Raw genomic sequence first — 21,142 nt, forward strand, 5'->3', positions numbered from 1 at the left:
CGGGGCTCTCCTCCCTCCCTACCGATCCGACCTCAAGGAGTTTTCCATGGATCCCGTCGCTGCGAAGTACATTGGCGCTGGTCTGGCCTGCCTCGGCATGGCGGGCGCCGGCATTGGCCTCGGCAACCTGTTCGGCCAGTTCCTCTCCGGCGCCCTGCGCAACCCGTCGGCCGCCGACGGCCAGCGCGGCACGCTGCTTCTCGGCTTCGCGCTGACGGAAGCGCTGGGCATCTTCTCGCTGCTCATCGCCCTTCTGCTGCTCTTCGCCGTCTGATCCACGCTCAGGCGTCCGCCGGCTGAGGCCGGCGGGCCGCGCGATCCCGGTCCGCAGCAGGCCCGCACGGGCTTGAACGGACCAGAGCCGCGGCGATGCTTCAGGTCGGTCGCCCGTCAGCAAGCCCGGAGCCGCTCGCGCCGCTCGGGGTGCTGACTGACAGGGCGCCTGCTTTTGAGAGGTTAGGTCATGGCGCAAACCACGAACGCGACGACGCAGGCCCATGGCGGCGCCCATGAGGGCGGCGGCTCGTTCCCGCCCTTCGACAGTAGCACGTTCGGCTCACAGCTGATCTGGCTGGCGCTGGCGTTCGGCGCGCTCTACCTCCTGATGTCGAAGGTGGCGCTCCCGCGCGTCACGCGCATCCTGGACGAGCGCCACGGCAAGATCACGGCCGATCTGGATGAGGCCGCAAGGCTGAAGTCGCAGACCGACGCCGCCATTTCGTCCTACGAAAAGGCGCTCGCCGACGCCCGGGCCAACGCCCAGGCGATCGCCGGCGAGACCCGCGACAAGCTGCAGGCGGAGACGGAGGCGCGGCGCAAGGCGCTCGAGGCCGATCTCCACGTGAAGCTGGACGCGGCCGAACGCCAGATCGTCGAGGGCAAGACCCGCGCCATGCAGAATGTCCGCGGCATCGCGGCCGACGCCACCGCCGCCATCGTCCAGCAGCTCGTCGGCCGCACGCCGTCGACGGACGAGGTCGACGCGGCGGTCGCCCGCACGCTCGGACAGTGAGGTAGGACGATGTCTTTCATCTATGACGCCGAATTCTGGGTCGCCGTCGCCTTCTTCATCTTCGTGGGCATCGTCTGGAAGGTGGGGGGCTTCAACGCCCTGGTGAGCGGCCTCGACAAGCGCGGGACCATGATCCGCGCCGAGCTCGAGGACGCCCGCATCCTCCGGGAGGAGGCGCAGCGCGTGCTGGCCGACTACCAGAAGAAGCGCCAGGAGGCCGAGGCCGAGGCGGCCGAGATCGTCCGCACCGCCCGCGTCGAGGCCGAGCGCCTCGCGGCCGACGCCCAGACCAAGCTGGCTGACTTCGTCACCCGGCGCACCCGCATGGCCGAGCAGAAGATCGCTCAGGCCGAAGCCCAGGCCACCGCCGACGTGCGCGCCGCCGCCGCCGACGCAGCCGTCAAGGCGTCCGAAGAGATCCTCCGCAAAGACACGGTGAGCTCCGGGGACGCCCTCTTGGCCAAGGGCCTCGCCGAAGTTCGCGCCAAGCTCAACTGAGCTTCGACATCATCGTCTTTGAAGCGGCCGCCTCCGGGCGGCCGTTTTCGTTGCGGGGGCCTCTCACCCGTCGAGCGCTGCCCGGATCATCTTGAAATCCCGCCAGGCGAGGCGCTTCTGCAGGGGCTGCCGCAGCAGATAGGCGGGGTGCAGGGTCGCCAGCGCCTTGATGCGGCGCGAACCGGCGTCATAGTCCATCCAGCGCCCGCGCGTGCGCTGGATGCCGTCCGTCACGCCCAGCAGCGACTGCGCCGAGGGACCGCCCAGGCAGACCAGGATCTCGGCCTTGGAGAGCTCGATCTGCCGCGCCACGAAGGGCAGGCAGGTCGCCAGCTCCTGCGGCGTCGGGGTGCGGTTGCCCGGCGGGCGCCACGGGATCACGTTGGCGACATAGACCTGCGTCCGGTCGAGCCCGATCGCCGCCAGCATGCGATCGAGCAGCTGCCCCGAACGCCCGACGAAGGGAAGCCCCGAGCGGTCCTCCTCGGCCCCGGGCGCCTCGCCGACGAACATGACCCGGCCCTCCGGGTCGCCGTCCGCGAAGACGAGGCTGCGCGCCGTGAGCTTCAGGGCGCAGCCCTCGAAGCCTTGGAGCAGCGCGCGAAGCTCGTCGAGGCTCCTGGCCGACCGCGCCAGCATGCGAGCCTGCGCCTCGACGTCGTCGGCGCTGGCCGACGCCCCGGCGAAGGCGGCGGGCCTTTGCTCCGTCTGCGGCGGCGGGGGCGGCGCACGCTGGACCGGAACCGCCTCGGCGAACCGATCATGCGGCTCTTCGTCCAGCATCGCGTCGACGCCCATCTCGGCGTACCACGCCAGCAGGTCGGCGGCGGCGCGCGCGGGATCGATCTCGGTCAGGGCCATGGCGTCAGTGTAGCGGCCCCGAACGCCCGAAACCAGCGCTTCGGCCTATGGCGCGTGCGTTCGGGCTTTGTTACTGCAGGATGACGAGCCCGGCGCTCCCGCGATGCGCATGGCTTTGCAATAGTTCACCTGTGAACTATATTAGGGGACGGGAGGCGGTCTGGAACGAGACGCGCAGTCCGGCGAAACGAGGGTGACGATGGATCTGGCCGAGGCGCAGAGCATGCCCCGCGAGGGCATGGATTACGACGTGGTGATCGTGGGCGCCGGACCTGCCGGTCTGGCCGCAGCTATCCGCCTGAAGCAGCTCGACCCGGACCTCGGCGTCGTGGTGGTCGAGAAAGGCTCGGAGGTCGGCGCGCATATTCTGTCGGGCGCCGTCGTGGACCCGATCGGCCTCGACAAGCTCATCCCGGACTGGCGCGACGATCCTGATGCGCCGCTGAAGACCCCCGTCACGGACGATCGCTTCTATGTGCTCGGCCCCGCCGGCGGGGTGAGGCTTCCAAACGCCCTGATGCCCGGCCTGCTGTCCAACCACGGCAACTACATCGTGTCCCTGGGCAACGTCGCGCGCTGGCTGGCCGTCCGGGCCGAGGCCCTGGGCGTGGAGATCTACCCGGGCTTTGCGGCCGCGGAGGTCCTGTTCGGCGACAAGGGCGAGGTCGTTGGCGTCGCGACCGGCGACATGGGCGTGTCCAAGACCGGCGAGGTGAAGGAGGGCTTCACCCGCGGCATGGAGCTGCGCGGCAAATACGTGCTCTTCGCCGAAGGCGCGCGCGGCAGCCTCACCAAGCAACTGGTCAAGCGCTTCGGGCTGGACGCCGACCGCGAGCCGCAGAAATACGGCATCGGCCTTAAAGAGCTGTGGCAGGTCGATCCGGGCAAGCACAAGCCCGGCCTCGTCCAGCACAGCTTCGGCTGGCCGCTCGACATGCGCACGGGCGGCGGCTCCTTCCTCTATCACCTGGAGGACAACCTCGTCGCCGTCGGCTTCGTGGTGCACCTGAACTATGAAAACCCGACTTTGTCGCCCTTCGACGAGTTCCAGCGCTTCAAGACGCACCCGCTGATCCGCGACGTGTTCATCGGCGGCAAGCGCATCAGCTACGGCGCGCGCGCCATCACGGAAGGCGGCTGGCAGTCCGTGCCCAAGCTCGCCTTCCCGGGCGGCGCGCTGGTCGGCTGCGCGGCCGGCTTCGTCAACGTGCCGCGCATCAAGGGCTCGCACAACGCCATCCTGTCGGGGATGCTGTGCGCCGAGCACGTCGTCGCCGCGCTGGCCGAGGGGCGCGCGAACGACGAACTCGCCAGCTACGAGAACGCCTGGCGCGACAGTGAGATCGGCCGCGACCTGAAGCGCGTGCGCAACGTCAAGCCGCTTTGGTCCAAGCTGGGCTCCGTGCTCGGCATCGGCCTCGGCGGGCTGGACATGTGGACCAACCAGCTCTTCGGCTTTTCCTTCTTCGGCACGATGCGCCATGGCAAGCCGGATTCGGCGAGCCTGAAGCGCCTCGACGAGGTGAAGCCGATCGTCTACCCCAAGCCCGACGGGATGGTCAGCTTCGACAAGCTGTCCTCGGTGTTCCTCTCCGCGACGAATCATGAGGAGGATCAGCCCTCGCACCTGCAGCTGACCGACCCGACGATCCCGGTCTCGCGCAACCTGCCGCTCTATGGCGAGCCGGCGCGCCTCTACTGCCCGGCGGGCGTCTACGAGGTCGTCTACGCCGATCCCGAGGCCCGCACCGATCCGCGCTTCGTGATCAACGCGCAAAATTGCGTGCACTGCAAAACCTGCGACATCAAGGATCCGTCGCAGAACATCACCTGGGTCACGCCCGAGGGCGGCGGCGGCCCCAATTACCCGAACATGTGATCGCGGCGGCGGGCGCGACCCGGGGGCGCAGCGCGCCCTGCGCTTGCCGCCAACTCGCAAAAACGCCATGTTGCGGCCGGACAAACCAGCTTCGATTCATGCCGGCCCGGCGCGCTGGGTCGCGACCCTTGAAAGCGATGACAGCGTGACGCCTGCGACACCCCGCCTTGTCTTGACCCGCGTCCGGCCCCTGGTCGCCGCCCTCGCGCTGTTGGCCGGCTGCGCCGCCGCGCAGGCCCGCAACGGGCAGAGCTATTCGGACGCGATCGACGCGGGCAACACCCTGGCGGGCAACTATCTCTCCGCAGTCGTCGCCGGCGCCTCGCGTGACACCAGCGCCGCCGCGTTCTTCTACCGCGAGGCCTTGCGTGACGATCCGCGCAGCGCCGACCTCACCGAGCGCGCCTTCGTGTCGCTGCTGGCCGAAGGCTCTTACCCGGAAGCCCTGAAGCTGGCCGAGCGCCTGGGCGGCGCGCGCGAAGCCCGCAACGGGCTGGCGCAGCTCGTCCTCGGCATCCGCGACTACAAGGCCAAGCAATACGGCAAGGCGCGCTCGCGCTTCTCCACCGGCGGGCGCAACCGCACCACCGATCTCACCGCGACGCTGTTGACGGCATGGAGCTGGCTCGGCTCGAGCAACGTCAAGAAGGCGATCGAGACGGTCGACACCATCAAGGGCGAGGACTCGATCGCCGTCTTCCGCAACTACCATGCGGGGCTCATCGCCGATCTCGGCGGCGACAAGGCCGAGGCGGAGCGCCGCCTGAAGGCGGCCTACGACGCCGAGAACCGCACGCTGCGCATGGTCGACGTCTATGGCCGCTTCCTGTCGCGGGTCGGCAAGCAGAAGGAAGCGCTCGAGGTCTACCGCACCTTCGACAAGCTGCTGCCGCGCCATCCGCTCGTGACCGCCGCGATCGCCTCGCTGGAAGCCGGCAAGACGCTCGACGCCGCCGTGCCGAGCGTCGCCAGCGGCGCGGCCGAGGTGCTCTACGGGCTCGGAGCCGCCGGCAACCGCACCGGCGACGAACTCGCCGCCATGATCTATCTGCGGCTCTCGCTCTGGCTGGACCAGGACAACGGGCTGGCGGTGATCACTCTGGCCGACATCTATGATCGGATGAAGCAGAGCGAGCGCGCCAACGACACCTACGACATGGTGTCGCAATCCTCGCCGCTGCGCCGCAGCGCCGACATTCAGATTTCGCTCAATCTCGAGCAGCTGGAGCGCAAGGACGAGGCCGTCCGGCAGCTGCAGGCGGTCGTGGCCAAGAACCCGGCCGACGTGGAGGCCCTGACGGCGCTCGGCAACGTCTATCGCTCCCGCAAGGAGTTCGCCCAGGCGGCGGAGACCTACAGCAAGGCGATCGACGCCGTCGGGACGCCCGACCAGGGCCACTGGACCCTGTTCTATTTCCGCGGCATCGCGCTGGAGCGCACCAAGCAGTGGCCGAAGGCCGAGGCGGACATGAAGAAGGCGCTGGAGCTCTACCCCGAGCAGCCGCTCGTGCTGAACTATCTGGGCTATTCGTGGGTCGACCAGAACATCAACCTCGACGAGGCCTTCAAGATGCTGAAGCGCGCCGTCGAGCAGCGGCCGACGGACGGATACATCGTCGACAGCCTCGGCTGGGCGCATTACCGCCTCGGCCAGTATGACGAGGCCGTGCGCTTTCTGGAGAAGGCGATCGACCTGAAGCCCTCCGACCCGGTGATCAACGACCATCTGGGCGACGCCTATTGGCGCGTCGGGCGCAAGCTGGAGGCGAGCTTCCAGTGGAACCACGCGCGCGACCTCAAGCCGGAGCCCGAGGATCTGCCGAAGATCCTCGAAAAGATCGACAAGGGCCTGCCTGACGCCAAGCCCGCCGCCGAAGCGGAGCAGAAGCCCGCGGCCGATCCCAAGCCCGAGCCGAAGACCAACGGCGGCTGACATGCGGGACGGCGCGGGGGCGCATGCGGGCGCGCCCTCCGGCGCACTGCTGACGGAGCGCGCGCCCGCCAAGGTCAACCTCGCCCTCCATGTGCTCGGCCGGCGCCCGGACGGCTATCATGCGCTGTCCAGCCTCGTGGCCTTCGCGGGCGTGGCGGATCGGCTCGCCTTGGCGCCCGGCCCGGAGCTTTCGCTCGAGGTTTCTGGCCCCACCGCGACGGCGGCCGGCCCCGACGCCGACAACCTCGTGCTGCGCGCCGCCCGCCACCTCGCTTCCCTGCATGCCGGACTGCGCGCCGGGGCCTTCGCGCTGGTCAAGCGCCTGCCCGTGGCGGCCGGACTGGGCGGCGGCTCCTCGGACGCCGCGGCGGCGCTGCGCCTGCTCGCGCGGGCCAACGGTCTCACGGCGGATCATCCGGCCGTGCTGCAGGCCGCGCGCCTGACCGGCGCGGACGTGCCGGTGTGCCTGGCGCCGCGCCTGCGCATGATGGAGGGCGCGGGCGAGACCGTCGGCCCGCCGCTCGCGCTGCCGCCGCTCTTCGCCGTGCTGGCGAACCCCCGCGCGCCCGTGGAGACGCCCGGCGTGTTCGCCGCCCTCGGGCTCGACCGCGGCGCGTCCTTCGCGCCTGGGGCGGGGACGTTCTCCGCCCCGGTCGTCCCGCCGGCTGCGGCGGACCGCGGCGATTTCGTCAAAGCCCTCGCGGCGCTGCGCAACGACCTTGAACCCCCCGCCGTGGCGGTCGCGCCCGTGATCGCCGATGTGCTGGCCGCCCTGCGGGCGACGCCCGCCTGCCTGCTGGCCCGCATGTCGGGCTCGGGCGCCACATGCTTCGCCCTCTATCCAGACCGCCACGCCGCCGCCCGCGCCGCCGGCGCGCTGGTCCGGGACCGGCCCCAGTGGTGGATCGAGCCGACGATGCTGCGGTGACGGCCTCGCGGCCCTGACGGACGGTTCAGTGCGAGCGGGCGATGCAGAAATCCACGGCTTCCAGCATGGAGCCCTTCATGGCGCTGTCCGGGAAGAGCGCCAGGGCGTCCTTCGCCATGGCCCCATAGTGGCGCGCGCGCTCCACGGTGTCCTCGATGGCCCGGTGGCGCCGCATGATTGCGATCGCCTGCTGCAGGTCGGCGTCAGACGCTTCCCCGCATTCCAGCGTCTTCTTCCAGAAGGCGCGCTCCTCGTCCGTGCCGCGCCGGAAGGAGAGCACGACCGGCAGGGTGATTTTCCCCTCGCGGAAGTCGTCGCCGACCTTCTTGCCCAGGTCCGCGCTGAGGCCGCCATAGTCCAGCGCGTCGTCGACGAGCTGGAAGGCGATGCCCAGATTGGCGCCGTAGCTGCGGCAGGCGGTCTGCTCGGCCTTGGCCCGGCCTGCGATGATGGGGCCGACCTCGCAGGCGGCCGCAAACAGCGCCGCGGTCTTGCCGCGGATCACGGCCAGATACTCGTCCTCGGTCGTCTCGGTGTTCTTGGCCGCGGCGAGCTGCATGACCTCGCCTTCGGCGATGACCGCCGCAGCGGTGGACAGCACGTCGAGCGCCTGCAGGGAGCCGACCTCGACCATCATCTTGAAGGCCTGGCCGAGCAGGAAGTCGCCGACCAGGACGCTGGCTTCGTTGCCCCATAGCATGCGAGCGGCGAGCTTGCCCCGGCGCATCTCGCTGCCGTCGACGACGTCGTCATGCAGAAGCGTGGCCGTGTGCATGAACTCGACCGCGGCTGCGAGCTTCATGTCGCCGTCGCCCTCGTAGGAGCACAGCACGCTGGTGGCCAGCGTCAGCATGGGGCGCAGGCGCTTGCCGCCGGAGTTGATCAGGTGCTTGGCGATCTCGGGAATGAGCAGAACGTCGGAGCCGACGCGGGCCAGGATGAGCTGGTTGACGCGCTCCATCCCCTGGGCCGTGAGCTTCACAAGAGGCTCGATGCTCGGCGCGCCCGCACTGGAAACCGATGGCTGCTTGCCATCGAGGGACACCACGACACCCACGTGCTCAACCTTTCTATCCGACGCCAGGACGGGCCGGATGAGCGCGCCGATGATGGCGCGACTGCGATCCCACCGCCTCCGGTACCACGCGCAGGCGGGTCGCGCTATTGCGTCGCAAACTGCAACATGCCGCCTCTTGCCGCAACTCGGCCCAATGCCGCACAAGGGAGGGCGGCCGCAGACGGTGGCGGCTGCGCCGCGATCGCGGCGGCGCGGAATGCGGCGGCCCGGCCGTCGGCCCTGGAGGAGACATGCGGGAGATCCTGCGCACCAACGATCTCGTTCTCATCTCGCTGATCGAGGCGCTGCTCCAGGCCGCCGAAGTGCCGTTCTTCCTCGCCGACGCGCATGTCAGCGCCATGGAGGGCGGCATCGGGGCGTTCCCGCGCCGGCTCCTGGTCCCGGAGGACGACGAGCGCCAGGCCCGCCGGATCCTGCGCGACGCAGGGCTCGGCGCCGAGCTCAATCCCGAGCAGGGCCATGCCGTCTGACGCGCCGGACATCGGAGACGAGGTCTCGACGGATCTCCTGCTGGGGGGGCGCCTCCGCCTGCTCCAGCCCGCCAGGGGCCACCGGGCCGGAACCGATGCGGCGCTGCTCGCGGCTGCGGCGCCGGCGGACTTCGCCGGAGAGGCCGTCGACATCGGCGCCGCCACCGGCGCGGTCGGCCTCGCGCTGGCGCTTCGGGCCCCGGCGGCCCGCGTGCGCCTCGTCGAACTGGACGCGCGCCTCGCCGGCCTGGCCCACCGCAACGTCGCCCTGAACGGGCTGGAGGCGCGCGTCACGGTCACGCAGGGCGACATCCTGGCCCGCTTCGCCGCGCGCCGGGCGGCGGGCCTCGCGCAGGAGAGCGCCGACCTGGCGCTGACCAACCCGCCCTATCTCGACGCGTCGACGCACCGCGCCTCGCCGGACGTCGCCAGATCCGGCGCGCATGTGATGCCGGCGGAAGGGCTGGAGGCCTGGATCAAGGCCGCCGCCGGCCTGCTGCGGGTGCGTGGGGCGCTGGTGGTCGTGCACCGCGCCGACGCCTTGCCGGCGGTGCTGCGCGCCATGGGGCCGCGCTTCGGCGACGTGGCCGCGCTGCCGGTCCATCCGCGGGCGGGCGAGCCCGCGTCGAGGGTCCTGGTGCGCGGCCTGAAGGGCGGCCGCGGGCCGTTCCGGCTGTGCGCCGGGATCGTTCTCCACCAGGACGGCGGCGCCTTCACGCCCTTCGCCGAGGCGCTGCACCGAGGAAAGGCCGTGCTGGCCTGGTGACCACGAAAAAGCCGGCCTGCGAGGCCGGCTCCCTTCGTCGGTCAGGGGCGGACGCGGTCCGCGGCGATCACCAGCGGCGGCAGACGCGGCGCGGGCCGTAATAGGTGTACTGCACGCGGCAGACCACGCGGGGCCGATAGATCGGACGGGCGTAGTAGCGGGGCCGGTAATAGCGCGGGCGATAGGCGTAGGGGCGGCCGTAATAGTGGCGGCGATAGTACTGCGTCGCTTCGGTCAGCGCAGGAGCCTGCCTGTCGATCTGGACGGCGGCGGCGGGGTTGACGGCGGCGGCGTTGGCCGCCTGCGGCACGGCCGTGAAGGCGACGAACAGGGCGAAAAGGCCGCCCAGGAATAATCCGATCCGCTTCATGTGGTTTCCTCCGAACTTTTACTGCAACCCTTATAACACACGTTCAACTTGGGCGATTAAAGGGCCGATACTAAAAATTGCATGTTCGGTTAAGGCCACGCCGTCGGGCCGTCCGGCCGCGCCGCCTATAGGGCCGCGTCGTCTCGCCGGCGGGCGCAGCGTCGGCCCGCGGGCTCGCCATAGCCGGACGCCACCACCCGCACCGTCTCCATGCAGATGCGGGCGCCCTGGTCCTCCAGGTCCCGCCTCGGGAGCGGGACGGGCGCGGGCAGGGGAATCGGCGTCCGCGACTGCATCCCGGCGGGCCGCGGCGCGGTCTGGCGGGCCGAAGCGGCGTCGATCGCGCTCATGGCGAGGGGCGTGAGCAGGAGCGCGGCGCCCGCAAGGGCGGCGATGGTCTTCGTCATGGCGACCTCCCAGTCCCATCATCGTGGCGTCGCCACCCGGGAACTTGCCGCGCACCATGCCGATCGGCGGACCCGGCCGGGGTGCGCCCGCGCACAAGCCGGGGCAGGGCGGCTCCGGGGCCGCCGCCTTGACCCGCCCCAGCCCCCCTCTTAGGGTCGCGCCGATTTCAACCGCACGCCGGAAAGCCGCCATGTCCGACGCTCTCGAGCCCACGCGCTCGTTCCAGGGCCTCATCCTCACGCTCCACCGCTTCTGGGCGGAGCAGGGCTGCGTGGTGCTGCAGCCCTACGACATGGAGGTCGGCGCCGGCACCTTCCATCCGGCCACCACCCTGCGCTCGCTGGGGCCCAAGCCCTGGAAGGCCGCCTATGTGCAGCCCTCCCGCCGCCCGAAGGACGGCCGCTACGGCGAGAACCCCAACCGGCTGCAGCACTATTACCAGTACCAGGTGATCCTGAAGCCCTCGCCGCCGGACCTGCAGGACCTCTATCTCCGCTCGCTGGCCGCCATCGGCATCGACACCCGCCTGCACGACGTGCGCTTCGTCGAGGACGACTGGGAAAGCCCCACCCTGGGCGCCTGGGGGCTGGGCTGGGAGTGCTGGTGCGACGGCATGGAGGTGAGCCAGTTCACCTATTTCCAGCAGGTCGCCGGCTTCGAGTGCTCGCCCGTCTCTGGCGAACTCACCTACGGGCTCGAGCGCTTGGCCATGTACGTGCAGGGCGTCGAGAACGTCTACGACCTCAACTTCAACGGCCTGCAGGGCGACCAGAAGGTCACCTATGGGGACGTCTTCCTGCAGGCCGAGCAGGAATACTCCCGGCACAATTTCGAGCATGCCGACACGCAGATGCTGTTCCAGCACTTCAAGGACGCTGAGGCCGAGTGCCGCTCGCTGCTCGCCAAGGGCGACCGCGGCGAGGCGGAGCGCCACGCCATGGCGCTGCCGGCCTATGACCAGTGCATCAAGGCCAGCCACATGTTCAACCTGCTGGACGCCCGCGGCGTGATCTCGGTCACCGAGCGCCAGAGCTACATCCTGCGGGTCCGCGAACTCGCCAAGGCCTGCGGCGCCGCTTTCCTGCGCACGGAAGCCGGGGGTTTTGTGGCCGCGTGAGGCGCTCCTTCTCCCCCGGGACAAGGATTGCGCTCGCAGGCCGAACTCTCCGCCGTCATCCCCGGCGGTCTGCGCAGCAGACCGGGAAGGGGATCCAGCCCTCCGCCCGGCCTTGCGCTGGATCCCCTTCCCGCGCCTTCGGCGCGCCGGGGATGACGGAGGACGGCGGCGCCTGTCACCACCGCTCTCCCCACCGCCGCCATTCCGTGTACTCTCCCGCCGAAACGGGAGGACCCTCGATGACCGCACCAGCGCCCCGCACGCTGCTCCAAATGGCTGGCGCCAACCTCGCCCCCGCCAAGCTTCACGAAGCCGTTCTCGTCCTCATCGACGTGCAGAACGAATATGTCGACGGCAAGCTCGCGCTGCCGGACGCCCGGCCCGCCCTGAAGGTCATCGCCGGCCTGCTGCACCGCGCCCGCGTGCAGGATGCGCCCATTTTCCACGTCGTCCACAAGGGAGGGGCGGGGACCGGCAAGGCCTTCGATCCCGAGACGCGCGGCTTCGAGATCGCCGACGACGCCGCCCCAGTGGGGGCCGAGGCCATCGTCGAAAAAGGCCTGCCCAACGCCTTCGCGAACACGACGCTGCTCGACCTCGTCAAGGCGACCGGCCGCAAGGAGCTGATCCTCGCCGGCTTCATGACGCATATGTGCGTCTCCTCCACGGCCCGCGCTGCGCTCGACCTCGGCTTCCGCACCACGATTGCGGCGGACGCCTGTGCGACCCGCGACCTTCCCGACGCGCTCGGCGGCGAGCCTCTCTCCGCCGCCGCCATCCACCGCGCCGCACTGACGGAGCTCTCCGACCGATTCGCGGTGATCTGCCGCGCGGCCGCCATCGAGGCGTAGGCGATCAGGAAACCTTGAAGCTGGGCGATGCGCCGCAACGCGGAACCCTCTCCCGCTTAGCGGGGGAGGGCAGGGAGGGGGCGGCCGAGCGCCGCCAAGTCCGAGACGAGCAGCGCTTGATCGCCCCCTCTGTCGGCTGGCGCCGATATCTCCCCCGCTGCGCGGGAGAGAGTTGCGCGCCGTAGACCACCCTCCCCTTGAGTGGGAGGGTGGCGCTTCGCGCGCCGCGCCGTCCGCGTCCAGCCTCCCTCGACAGGCCCGCCCGCTCCGCTTAAAGCGTAGCGGCCGCCCGTTCCCGCCTGAAACAGACCGCGAAACGCCATGCCCGATCTTCTGCTCGAACTCTTCTGCGAGGAAATCCCCGCCCGCATGCAGCGGCGCGCCGCGGAGGACCTGAAGAAGCTCGTCACGGACGCGCTGGTGGTGCGGGGATGCGTGTATGAGGGCGCGCAGGCCTTCGCGACGCCGCGGCGGCTCGCGCTGCACGTGGTCGGCCTGCCGGCCCGCCAGCCGGACCTGCGCGAGGAGAAGAAGGGCCCGCGCGTCGGCGCCCCCGAGGCGGCGCTGCAAGGCTTCCTGAAGAGCGCCGGCCTCGCCGCCATCAGCCAGGCGCACGTGCAGAGCGATCCCAAGAAGGGCGAGTTCTACGTGGCCGTGGTCGAGAAGCCCGGCCGCTCCACGCCCGAGGTGATCGCCGACATCATGCCGGGCATCATCCGCGGCTTCCCGTGGCCGAAGTCCATGCGCTGGGGTGCGGCCTCCGCCAATCCGGGCGCGCTGCGCTGGGTGCGGCCGCTGCAGTCCATCCTGTGCACCTTCGGGCACGAGATGGAGGCGCCCGAGGTCGTGCCCTTCGAGATCGACGGCCTGCGCTCCGGCGACGTCACGCGCGGCCATCGCTTCCTGGCGCCCGACCTCATCATCGTGCGCCGCTTCGACGACTATGTGGCCGCGCTGGAGCGCGCCAAGGTGGTGCTCGACGCCGACCGCCGCAAGCAGATGATCCTCACCGACGCCCGGAATCTCGCCTTCGCGCGCGGGCTGGAGCTGGTGGAGGACGAGGGTCTGCTGGAGGAAGTCGCCGGCCTGGTGGAATGGCCCGTCACGCTGGTCGGCTCCTTCGACGAGAGCTTCCTCGCCATCCCGCCGGAGGTGGTGCGCGCCACCATCCGGGCCAACCAGAAATGCTTCGTGCTGCGCGAGCCGGCTACGGGCGCGCTCACCAACCGCTTCGTGCTGGTCGCCAATATCGAGGCCAGCGACGGCGGCGAGAAGATCGTCGGCGGCAACCAGCGCGTGGTGCGCGCCCGCCTGTCCGACGCCCGCCACTTCTGGGAGACCGACCAGCGCCCGCTGCCGGATTTCGAGAGCGCGTCCCCGAAGCCGCTGGACCAGCGCCTCGCCAAGCTGCGGTCGCTCGGCATCGTGTTCCACGAAAAGCTCGGCACGCAGGGCGAGCGCGTCGACCGCATCGTCGCGCTGGCGCGCGAACTGGCCCCCCTGGTGGGCGCCGACCCCGCGAAGGCGGCCCGCGCGGCCGAACTCGCCAAGGCTGACCTCGTCACCGAGATGGTGGGCGAGTTCCCCGAAGTGCAGGGCCTCATGGGCCGCCGCTACGCCGAGCTGCAGGGCGAGGACGCCTCCGTCGCCGCCGCCGTCGAGGAGCACTACAAGCCGCAGGGCCCGACCGACCGCGCGCCCACCGACCCGGTGAGCGTGGCCGTGGCGCTGGCCGACAAGCTCGACACGCTGGTGGGCTTCTGGGCGATCGACGAGAAGCCCACAGGCTCGAAGGACCCCTTCGCGCTGAGGCGCGCGGCGCTGGGCGTGATCCGGATCGTGCTGGAGAATGGGATTCGGCTGAGGCTCACGAACCTCTTCGCCGCACAGTCCGCCATCGGCCTGCGGAGCCACGCAGCGGAGCATGCTCGGCCCGGCCATGACGGGCGAGCGTCCGACCTCCTCTCCTTCTTCCACGACCGCCTCAAGGTCTATCTCCGAGACCAGGGCGCGCGGCATGACCTGATCGACGCCGTGCTGGTTCCCTCCGCTGCGCCGTCCACAGGGGATGACGCACGCGCCAACGACGACCTGTTGATGATCGTGCGCCGCGTCGAGGCGCTGGGCCGCTTCCTCGACACGGAGGACGGCCGCAACCTGCTCGCCGGCTACAAGCGCGCCGCCAATATTCTGCGGATCGAGGAGAAGAAGGACGGGCGCAGCTTCGCCGAGCCCGTGGACCCCGCCCTGCTGGCCGACCCCGACGAGAAGGCCCTGGCCACAGCCCTCGATTCGGCCGCCGAGGCGGCCCGCTCGGCCGTGGCTGCGGACGACTTCGAGGGCGCGATGTCGGCGCTCGCCCGGCTGCGCCCCGCGGTCGACGCCTTCTTCGAGAAGGTCACCGTCAACGCTCCCGACCCGCTCCTGCGCGCCAACCGGTTGCGGCTCCTGTCGCGCCTGCGCGAGGCCACTCGGACGGTCGCGGATTTCTCCAGCATCGAGGGCTGAAGCGCCTGTGGATGGAGTTGATGACGGATCAGATCATTTTTGACATTAATTAATTTGTATTCTCTAATCTGCGCGGGCGCCGGCGTGCGGCGTTCGACTCGCAGGTTCCGTCATGACCGATCAGAACATGCCTCTCGAGGTCATCGCAGCCCATTTCGGGCTGCTCGATGCCGAGCGTCAGCGTGACACTGCGTATCTGTGCCTTTTCGCGGCCGTGAAGGCCGTCGTCGAGCGCGACGCCGACGACGTGTCGTCGACCGAGTACGAGCATATCCGCTACGCCGTGGCCGTGTATGAAGAGGGCCTGTTCAGCCAGGCCATCCGCCAGCTGGTGCTGGCGCAGCAGACCCGCAAGGCGATCGAGGGCGGAGCCGCCTTCGCCCCGGTCGGCCGGAAATACGCGTTCCGGCTGGCCATGCTGCGGCGCCGGATGGAGCTGCAGCGGCTCCTGGCCCCGGTCGCCCTCCAGTCCCGGGCGTCCTAACGACCGCCGGTCGGCGATGGCGCGTCCGGCGCCCGCCGCCTCCGGCGCTGGACCCTTCACCCCAAAACCACTACCACCGCGGACGTCTTGGCCGCGGGAGGCAGCATGGGTCTCAAGGGAATCCTGTTCGACAAGGATGGCACCCTGATCGATTTCGACGCGACCTGGGGTCCGGCCGCCTTCGAGGTGATGCGGACGCTGGCGCGCGGCGACGCCGCCGCCTTCTCGCGGCTGGTGGAGATCAGCGACTATGTGCTGGAGACGCGCACGTTCCGCCGCACCTCTCCACTGGTGGCCGGAAATTCCGGCGCTTTCGGACGCGACTGGGCGACCGCGCTCGGCCGGACCGACCATGACGCCGTCGCGGGCGAGATCGACGCCCTCTTTCTCGAGCACGGCCGCAAGAACCTGAAGCCGATCGGCGAGCCGCTGGCGGTGATCAGGGAGCTCCTGCGGGACGGCTACCGGCTCGGGGTGGCGACCAACGACGCCGAGGCCTCCGCCCTCGAGCAGGCCGAAAGCCTGGGGCTGATTCCCCACCTCGACTTCATCTGCGGCTATGATTCGGGCCATGGCGGCAAGCCGGAGCCCGGCATGGTGCTGGCCTTCGCCCGCACGCTTGGCGTCCCGCCGTCCGACATCGCGCTGGTGGGCGACAGCACGCACGACCTACATGCGGCGCGGGCGGCCGGCGCGGTGGCGATCGCGGTCCTGACCGGCCCCGCGCTGCGCGACGAACTGGAGCCCCACGCCGACCACGTCGTCGCCTCCATCGCCGAGTTGCCGGCTTTTCTGCGCGCGCTGGCGGCCTGAGGCGTTATTCCGCCGCCTGGTCCGGGGCGTGCTCCGGCAGGGCGCGCACCTCCTCGCGCCACGCCACCAGGATCCGGTCGAGCGTCGCCAGGTCGGCCGCGGCGAGGCGGCCCAGCGTGGCGCCGATCAGCTGGCGCTGCAGGCTCAGCCCCTGTTCGGTGAGGGCGCGCCCCTGGGGCGTCAGGTGCAGGGCGTAGCTCCGGCGGTCGGCCGGCAGGGCCCGGCGCTCGACCAGCCCCTGCGCGGTCAGCCGGTCGATGAGGCCGGAGACGTTCCCCTTGGTGACATAGAGCCGCTCGGCGATCTCCTGCTGGCTGACGCCCTCGCGCTCGGACAAAGTGGAGAGCACGTCGAACTGCGGCAGCGACAGCCCGATTCGCTTGAACTCCTGGGCGGCGCGGCTGGTGATGCGGTGGTGCAGGCGCAGGAACCGGAACCAGGTCCGCAGGACGTCGCCGCTGTCGGGAGCATTCATAAGGGACGTGCCTCGCGCCGGGTTGTTCGCCTGCAAACTATTGACGCCGGGACGGCTTTCGCAAGCCTCGGTCTCGTTTAAAGTGAAGCGGAACCATAAGGGCGGCGCAACGCGCCCGAACACCCCGTTCCGGAGGAAACGATGCTCGGATTGATGCAGGATTGGCCGCTTCTGATCCACCGGATCATCGACCACGCGGCGAAGCAGCACGGCCAGCGTCAGGTGATCTCGCGATCGATCGAAGGCCCGATGCACAGCATCTCCTACGGGGAGATCCGGCAGAGATCCATGAAGGTCGCCCAGCGGCTCAGCCGCGATGGAATCCGCCTTGGCGACCGCGTCGCAACGCTGGCCTGGAACACATGGCGCCATCTGGAGTGCTGGTACGGCATCGCCGGACTGGGCGCGATCTACCACACCGTCAATCCGCGCCTGTTCGAAGAGCAGATCATCTATATCGTCAACCACGCCGAAGACCGGATCCTCTTCCTGGACCTCACCTTCGTGCCGATGATCGAGAAAATCGCCGCGCGCATTCCCACCGTGGAGCGATTCATCGTCCTGACCGACAGCGCCCACTTGCCGGCGACCAGCCTGAAGAACGCCGTCGCCTATGAGGACTGGCTGGCCGAGTGCGACGGCGACTTTCGCTGGGCGAACTTCGACGAAAACACCGCGGCGGGGCTTTGCTACACGTCCGGCACGACCGGCAACCCCAAGGGGGTCGTCTACTCCCACCGCTCCAACGTTCTGCACGCCATGATGCTGATCCCCAAGGAGGCGTTCGGCCTCTCGCCCGGGGACGTGGTGATGCCGGTGGTGCCGCTGTTCCACGCCAACAGCTGGTCGCTGGCCTTCTCGGGCCCGATGTCCGGCTCCACCATGGTGATGCCGGGCGCCAAGCTGGACGGCGCCTCCGTGTACGACATCCTGGAGACCCAGAAGGTGAGCGTCACGGCGGCGGTGCCGACTGTCTGGCTGGGCCTGCTCGCCTATCTGGAGCAGACCGGCAAGCCGCTCTCGCACCTCAAGCGCGTGTTCATCGGCGGGTCGGCCTGCCCGCGGGCCATGACGGAAAAGTTCGAGCGCAACTACGGCGTCAACGTCATCCACGCCTGGGGCATGACGGAGATGAGCCCGGTCGGGTCGGTCTGTTTCGTCAAGCCGGAGCTGGGCGAGTTGCGCGACGACGCGCTCTACGACCTCAAGATGAAGCAGGGCTACGCGCCCTTCATGGTCGAGATGAAGATCGCCAATGACAAGGGCGATGAACTGCCCTGGGACGGCAAGACCTTCGGCCGGCTGAAGGTGAAGGGGCCGGCGGTGGCCAAGAGCTATTTCCGCGGCGAGGGCGGCCAGATTCTCGACGAGGACGGCTGGTTCGACACCGGAGACGTCGCCACCATCGACGCGTACGGCTACATGCAGATCACCGACCGCGCCAAGGACGTGATCAAGTCGGGCGGCGAGTGGATCTCGTCGATCGACCTGGAGAACCTCGCGCTCGGCCATCCGGACGTGGCCGAGGCGGCGGTGATCGGCGTCGCCCATCCCAAATGGGACGAGCGGCCCCTCCTGATCATCGTGCCCAAGCCCAACGCCAACCCGGACAAGGACAGCCTCCTGGCCTTCATGCAGGGCAAGATCGCCAAATGGTGGATGCCGGATGACGTCGTGTTCGTGCCCGACATCCCCCATACGGCGACCGGGAAGATCCAGAAGATGGAGCTGCGGGAGCGCTTCAAGGAGTATCGCTTTCCCGCCGCCTGAGGGCGCAAGGCCGGTGACGATCCTCCGGGCCGCGGTGTAGAACGTCCTGATGCGCCGTCTCGTCGTCGACCTGCCGTTTTCGCGCGCCGCTCTGTGGAGCGGACGCATGACCATGTTCGCCTTGGCGACCGTGCTGCTGGGCGTGGCGCTGGGCCGGACGGAGCGGATCGAGACGCCCGCCGCCCTGGTGGTGCTCGGCGCCGGCCTCGTGGTGGCGATCGCGGCGGTGCTGCTCGCGGTCGCCGCCTTCTTCATGATCTGGGGCGACGGGCGGCCCGGCTTCGGCAAGGCGCTCGGCGCCTTTCTGGTGGCGGGCGCGCTGGTCGCGTTCCCGGCCTGGCTGGGGCTGGAGGCCGTGCGCCTGCCGCGCCTGCACGACGTCAGCACCGACATGGCCGATCCGCCGGCCTTCTCGCGCTCCAGGCGCGCGCTGGAGATGCGGGGAGGGCGCCTCCTCACCGAGCCTCCGGCCGCCTCGCGCGAGACGATCCGGACGGCCTATCCGGGCGTCGCCCCGCTCACGCTCGAGATCACCGCCCAGGAGGCGTTCCAGCTCGCCATGAAGGCCGCCCAGCAGCGGGGCTGGACCATCATCGAGAGCGCCGCCCCGGGCGGGCGCACCGGCGTGGGCCGCATCGAGGCCATCGACCACTCCCTGATCATGCGCTTTCCGCTCGACGTGACGGTCCGGATCCGGCCGCTGGCCAACGGCGCCCGCATCGACGTCCGGTCCGCCTCACGGGTCGGCGCGCACGACCTCGGCGCCAACGCCACCCGGATCCAGACCTTCATGGCCGCGCTCCAGGAACTGGCGGACAACCGGGATTAGCGTCGCGGAAAGACGGCATCCTTCTCCGGCCGGGGAGAGTTGAGGGTCAGGACGGAAGCGCAACCTGGGAGCGGACATGCCGCGCAACGACATCGCCGCCATCATCGGGCTCATCGTGGCCTTCTGGTACGTCTTCGCCGGGCCGGGGCGGGCCCAGGGTCTACGCAACCCGCGGGCGATCGGCATGGCCCTGGCCGCCTTCGCGGTCGCCTTCGCGATCACCTGGATCGTGCTGAGGCTCCTAAACTACTAAAGCATGCTGCGAAAAGGTGGAAACCGGCTTTTCGCGCCAAAGCATGCGACCACCGAGACACGAGAGCATGCTGTGTTTTCGTCGAAACACAGCATGCTTGAGCGCTCAGGCCTTGCGGTAGCGCCCGGCGAGGCTGGGCAGACCCTCCGTCGCGACCACGCCGCGGCGCGCCAGATCCTCCAGATGGGCGAACACCGAGAGGGCGGCCGCGCCGTGCAGGGCGGGAGCGAGGCCCTCGTAGAGCTTCGGCACGATCTCGGCGATCAGTCCGTCGCCGGCCGCCACCCGGTCCAGGATGGACGCCTCGCGCTGGCGGCGGTGATGGACCAGCGCCCGCACGAACCGCGACGGGTTGACCACGGGTCCGCCGTGGCCCGGCCAGTACACCCGGTCGTCCCGCGCCTGCAACTTGGCGAGCGAGACCATGTAGTCTCCCATCGCGCCGTCCGGCGGCGCGACGATGGTGGTCGACCACGCCATCACGTGGTCGCCCGAGAAGAGCGCGCCTTCCTCCTCCAGCCCGAAAGCCAGGTGGTTCGCCGTATGCCCGGGCGTCTCGACGGCCGTCAGCGTCCAGCCGGGGCCGCGGATCGCGTCGCCCTCGGCGGTGATGCGGTCCGGCGCGTAGTCCCGGTCCGCGCTCGCGTCCAGCCGGTTGCTCTCGCCTGCCGCCAGCGGCCGGGAGGCCGTGTGCGGGGCGCAGCCGACGACCGGCGCCCCCGTGGCCGCCTGCAGGGCCCGGCTTGCGGGCGAGTGGTCGCGATGGGTGTGGGTGACGACGATGTGGCTGACGCGCTCGCCCGCCAGGGCCGCCAGGAGCCTCTCCACATGGCCCGGATCGTCGGGGCCGGGATCGAGGACGGCGACCTCGCCCCGTCCCACCACATAGGTGCAGGTGCCCGTGAAGGTGAAGGGCCCGGAATTGCCTGCCACCATGCGGCGGATCAGGGGGCTCACCTCCCGCAGCTGTCCGGGCGGGTCGTCGAAGCTGCGGTCGAAGGGGATGTCGTCGGCCATGGTGTCTCGTCGAGGGGCCAGCGCCCAGGCGGGGCGACGATGGTCCGCATCCCGCGCCGGGCTGATCTTTGGTCGAGGGCATGGCGGCCTTGTGGCCGTCCGCGCGAGACCCTATAGGTCGAAGCTAGGATCGGATAGGGGGCGAATCCCCCGCCAGGACGCCGACCACGACTAGCGCCGAAAGGTTTCCCGCATGGCCGCGCAGCCGCTTCCCACCACGCTCGCCTCCGCTTTCTGGCCCGCCCGCGACGACGCGGCCGGCCTGGCCCGCTCCGTGCTGCTGGTGCTCGCCGGCACGGCGCTGCTGACGCTGTCGGCCAAGCTGAAGGTTCCGTTCTATCCGGTGCCCATGACGATGCAGACGCTGGTGGTGCTCTGGCTCGGCGCCGCCTATGGCTCGCGCCTCGCGGCCGTCACGGCGATCGCGTACCTGCTCGAGGGCGCTCTTGGCCTGCCGGTCTTCGCCGACACGCCGGAGCGCGGCATTGGCCTCGCCTACATGATGGGCCCGACCGGCGGCTATCTGCTCGGCTTCGTCGCCGGCGCCTATCTGGTGGGCGTGCTGTGCGAGCGCGGGCTGGGCCGTTCGCTGGTCGGCATGGGCGTGGCGATGACGCTCGGCCACCTCGCGATCTTCGCCTTCGGCTTCGGCTGGCTCGCCATGGCGATCGGCGCCGCCAAGGCCTGGACGCTCGGCGTTGTCCCCTTCTTCGCCGCCACGGCGCTGAAGACCGCGCTGGGCGCCGCGATGGTGCCGGCCGTGTGGAGCGTCGTGGACAAGCGTCGCGCCTGACACGCGCGGACAGCGATCAGTGAGAACGG

General features: G+C 70.1%; 23 protein-coding genes. 17 read left to right on the plus strand and 6 right to left on the minus strand.

Translation table 11 applies throughout. From position 1 onward, the window contains the following. The first annotated feature begins 46 nt into the window (after nucleotides 1-46). From ABEG18_RS03010 to ABEG18_RS03020, 3 genes are all read left to right on the plus strand, one after another. On the plus strand, nucleotides 47-274 hold the full coding sequence (locus ABEG18_RS03010; RefSeq protein ID WP_091831801.1) for a F0F1 ATP synthase subunit C: 228 nt from the start codon (nucleotides 47-49) through the stop codon (nucleotides 272-274). A 189-nt stretch (nucleotides 275-463) separates the two neighbouring features. Further along, nucleotides 464-1,012 carry a F0F1 ATP synthase subunit B gene (locus ABEG18_RS03015; protein ID WP_406856618.1) on the plus strand — a complete coding sequence of 183 codons (549 nt, stop codon included), beginning with the start codon at nucleotides 464-466 and terminating at the stop codon, nucleotides 1,010-1,012. 9 nt (nucleotides 1,013-1,021) lie between these two features. After that, nucleotides 1,022-1,510, plus strand: coding sequence for an ATP F0F1 synthase subunit B (locus ABEG18_RS03020; protein ID WP_406856619.1), 489 nt, complete (start codon nucleotides 1,022-1,024; stop codon nucleotides 1,508-1,510). 63 nt (nucleotides 1,511-1,573) lie between these two features. Here ABEG18_RS03020 and ABEG18_RS03025 read toward each other — a convergent pair whose 3' ends face one another. Then, on the minus strand, nucleotides 1,574-2,371 hold the full coding sequence (locus tag ABEG18_RS03025; protein ID WP_406856620.1) for a uracil-DNA glycosylase family protein: 798 nt from the start codon (nucleotides 2,369-2,371) through the stop codon (nucleotides 1,574-1,576). Between the two features lie 199 nt (nucleotides 2,372-2,570). On the opposite strand from ABEG18_RS03025, the gene ABEG18_RS03030 reads away from it, so the two are divergent. The 3 genes from ABEG18_RS03030 (at nucleotide 2,571) to ABEG18_RS03040 (ending at nucleotide 7,111) form a co-directional block, all read left to right on the plus strand. Next, a complete protein-coding gene (locus tag ABEG18_RS03030) occupies nucleotides 2,571-4,250 on the plus strand; it encodes an electron transfer flavoprotein-ubiquinone oxidoreductase (RefSeq protein ID WP_406856621.1) in 1,680 nt (559 codons plus the stop codon). 145 nt (nucleotides 4,251-4,395) lie between these two features. Next, complete coding sequence (locus ABEG18_RS03035) at nucleotides 4,396-6,183, plus strand: tetratricopeptide repeat protein (RefSeq protein WP_406856622.1); 1,788 nt, start codon at nucleotides 4,396-4,398, stop codon at nucleotides 6,181-6,183. 1 nt (nucleotide 6,184) lies between these two features. Further along, the gene (locus tag ABEG18_RS03040; RefSeq protein WP_406856623.1) at nucleotides 6,185-7,111 is read left to right on the plus strand and encodes a 4-(cytidine 5'-diphospho)-2-C-methyl-D-erythritol kinase; all 927 of its coding nucleotides are present in this window, start codon (nucleotides 6,185-6,187) and stop codon (nucleotides 7,109-7,111) included. A gap of 25 nt (nucleotides 7,112-7,136) precedes the next feature. Here ABEG18_RS03040 and ABEG18_RS03045 read toward each other — a convergent pair whose 3' ends face one another. Next, nucleotides 7,137-8,168 carry a polyprenyl synthetase family protein gene (locus tag ABEG18_RS03045; protein ID WP_406856624.1) on the minus strand — a complete coding sequence of 344 codons (1,032 nt, stop codon included), beginning with the start codon at nucleotides 8,166-8,168 and terminating at the stop codon, nucleotides 7,137-7,139. 251 nt (nucleotides 8,169-8,419) lie between these two features. Between ABEG18_RS03045 and ABEG18_RS03050 the strand changes: the two genes are divergently transcribed. Both ABEG18_RS03050 and ABEG18_RS03055 read left to right on the plus strand, forming a co-directional pair. Then, nucleotides 8,420-8,659, plus strand: coding sequence for a DUF2007 domain-containing protein (locus ABEG18_RS03050; protein WP_406856625.1), 240 nt, complete (start codon nucleotides 8,420-8,422; stop codon nucleotides 8,657-8,659). Continuing rightward, nucleotides 8,649-9,425: a tRNA1(Val) (adenine(37)-N6)-methyltransferase gene (locus ABEG18_RS03055; protein WP_406856626.1), complete on the plus strand. Its 777-nt coding sequence runs from the start codon at nucleotides 8,649-8,651 to the stop codon at nucleotides 9,423-9,425. The genes ABEG18_RS03050 and ABEG18_RS03055 overlap by 11 nt, the downstream gene beginning before the upstream one ends. A 67-nt stretch (nucleotides 9,426-9,492) precedes the next feature. On the opposite strand, the gene ABEG18_RS03060 is transcribed toward ABEG18_RS03055, so the two are convergent. Together ABEG18_RS03060 and ABEG18_RS03065 are read right to left on the minus strand one after the other, a co-directional pair. Continuing rightward, entirely contained in the window at nucleotides 9,493-9,795 is a 303-nt protein-coding gene (locus tag ABEG18_RS03060) for a hypothetical protein (RefSeq protein WP_406856627.1), read from the minus strand. Nucleotides 9,796-9,920: 125 nt separating this feature from the next. Continuing rightward, entirely contained in the window at nucleotides 9,921-10,202 is a 282-nt protein-coding gene (locus tag ABEG18_RS03065; RefSeq protein ID WP_406856628.1) for a hypothetical protein, read from the minus strand. A gap of 191 nt (nucleotides 10,203-10,393) precedes the next feature. Here ABEG18_RS03065 and ABEG18_RS03070 point away from each other — a divergent pair, with 191 nt between their 5' ends. The 5 genes from ABEG18_RS03070 (at nucleotide 10,394) to ABEG18_RS03090 (ending at nucleotide 15,976) form a co-directional block, all read left to right on the plus strand. Then, nucleotides 10,394-11,320 (plus strand): glycine--tRNA ligase subunit alpha, encoded by a 927-nt coding sequence (locus ABEG18_RS03070; RefSeq protein WP_406856629.1) that lies wholly within the window; start codon nucleotides 10,394-10,396, stop codon nucleotides 11,318-11,320. Between the two features lie 239 nt (nucleotides 11,321-11,559). Further along, entirely contained in the window at nucleotides 11,560-12,171 is a 612-nt protein-coding gene (locus tag ABEG18_RS03075; RefSeq protein ID WP_406856630.1) for a cysteine hydrolase family protein, read from the plus strand. 321 nt (nucleotides 12,172-12,492) lie between these two features. Then, nucleotides 12,493-14,679, plus strand: coding sequence for a glycine--tRNA ligase subunit beta (gene glyS, locus ABEG18_RS03080; protein ID WP_406856631.1), 2,187 nt, complete (start codon nucleotides 12,493-12,495; stop codon nucleotides 14,677-14,679). A gap of 112 nt (nucleotides 14,680-14,791) precedes the next feature. Continuing rightward, nucleotides 14,792-15,163, plus strand: coding sequence for a hypothetical protein (locus ABEG18_RS03085; protein ID WP_406856632.1), 372 nt, complete (start codon nucleotides 14,792-14,794; stop codon nucleotides 15,161-15,163). A gap of 105 nt (nucleotides 15,164-15,268) precedes the next feature. After that, entirely contained in the window at nucleotides 15,269-15,976 is a 708-nt protein-coding gene (locus ABEG18_RS03090) for an HAD family hydrolase (RefSeq protein WP_406856633.1), read from the plus strand. 4 nt (nucleotides 15,977-15,980) lie between these two features. Here the strand turns inward: ABEG18_RS03090 and ABEG18_RS03095 are convergent, their stop codons facing one another. After that, nucleotides 15,981-16,451, minus strand: a complete 471-nt coding sequence (locus ABEG18_RS03095; RefSeq protein WP_406856634.1) for a MarR family winged helix-turn-helix transcriptional regulator — start codon at nucleotides 16,449-16,451, stop codon at nucleotides 15,981-15,983. A 141-nt stretch (nucleotides 16,452-16,592) separates the two neighbouring features. On the opposite strand from ABEG18_RS03095, the gene ABEG18_RS03100 reads away from it, so the two are divergent. From ABEG18_RS03100 to ABEG18_RS03110, 3 genes are all read left to right on the plus strand, one after another. Further along, nucleotides 16,593-18,221 (plus strand): long-chain-fatty-acid--CoA ligase, encoded by a 1,629-nt coding sequence (locus ABEG18_RS03100; RefSeq protein WP_406856635.1) that lies wholly within the window; start codon nucleotides 16,593-16,595, stop codon nucleotides 18,219-18,221. Between the two features lie 49 nt (nucleotides 18,222-18,270). Then, complete coding sequence (locus tag ABEG18_RS03105; RefSeq protein WP_406856636.1) at nucleotides 18,271-19,050, plus strand: DUF1499 domain-containing protein; 780 nt, start codon at nucleotides 18,271-18,273, stop codon at nucleotides 19,048-19,050. 76 nt (nucleotides 19,051-19,126) lie between these two features. Continuing rightward, a complete protein-coding gene (locus tag ABEG18_RS03110) occupies nucleotides 19,127-19,303 on the plus strand; it encodes a hypothetical protein (RefSeq protein WP_406856637.1) in 177 nt (58 codons plus the stop codon). A gap of 105 nt (nucleotides 19,304-19,408) precedes the next feature. Here the strand turns inward: ABEG18_RS03110 and ABEG18_RS03115 are convergent, their stop codons facing one another. Beyond that, nucleotides 19,409-20,320, minus strand: coding sequence for an MBL fold metallo-hydrolase (locus ABEG18_RS03115; RefSeq protein ID WP_406856638.1), 912 nt, complete (start codon nucleotides 20,318-20,320; stop codon nucleotides 19,409-19,411). Between the two features lie 193 nt (nucleotides 20,321-20,513). Here ABEG18_RS03115 and ABEG18_RS03120 point away from each other — a divergent pair, with 193 nt between their 5' ends. Beyond that, a complete protein-coding gene (locus ABEG18_RS03120) occupies nucleotides 20,514-21,113 on the plus strand; it encodes a biotin transporter BioY (RefSeq protein ID WP_406856639.1) in 600 nt (199 codons plus the stop codon). Nucleotides 21,114-21,142: the final 29 nt, after the last annotated feature.

The organism is Alsobacter sp. KACC 23698 (assembly GCF_045348435.1).
Classification (GTDB): Bacteria; Pseudomonadota; Alphaproteobacteria; order Rhizobiales; family Beijerinckiaceae; genus Alsobacter.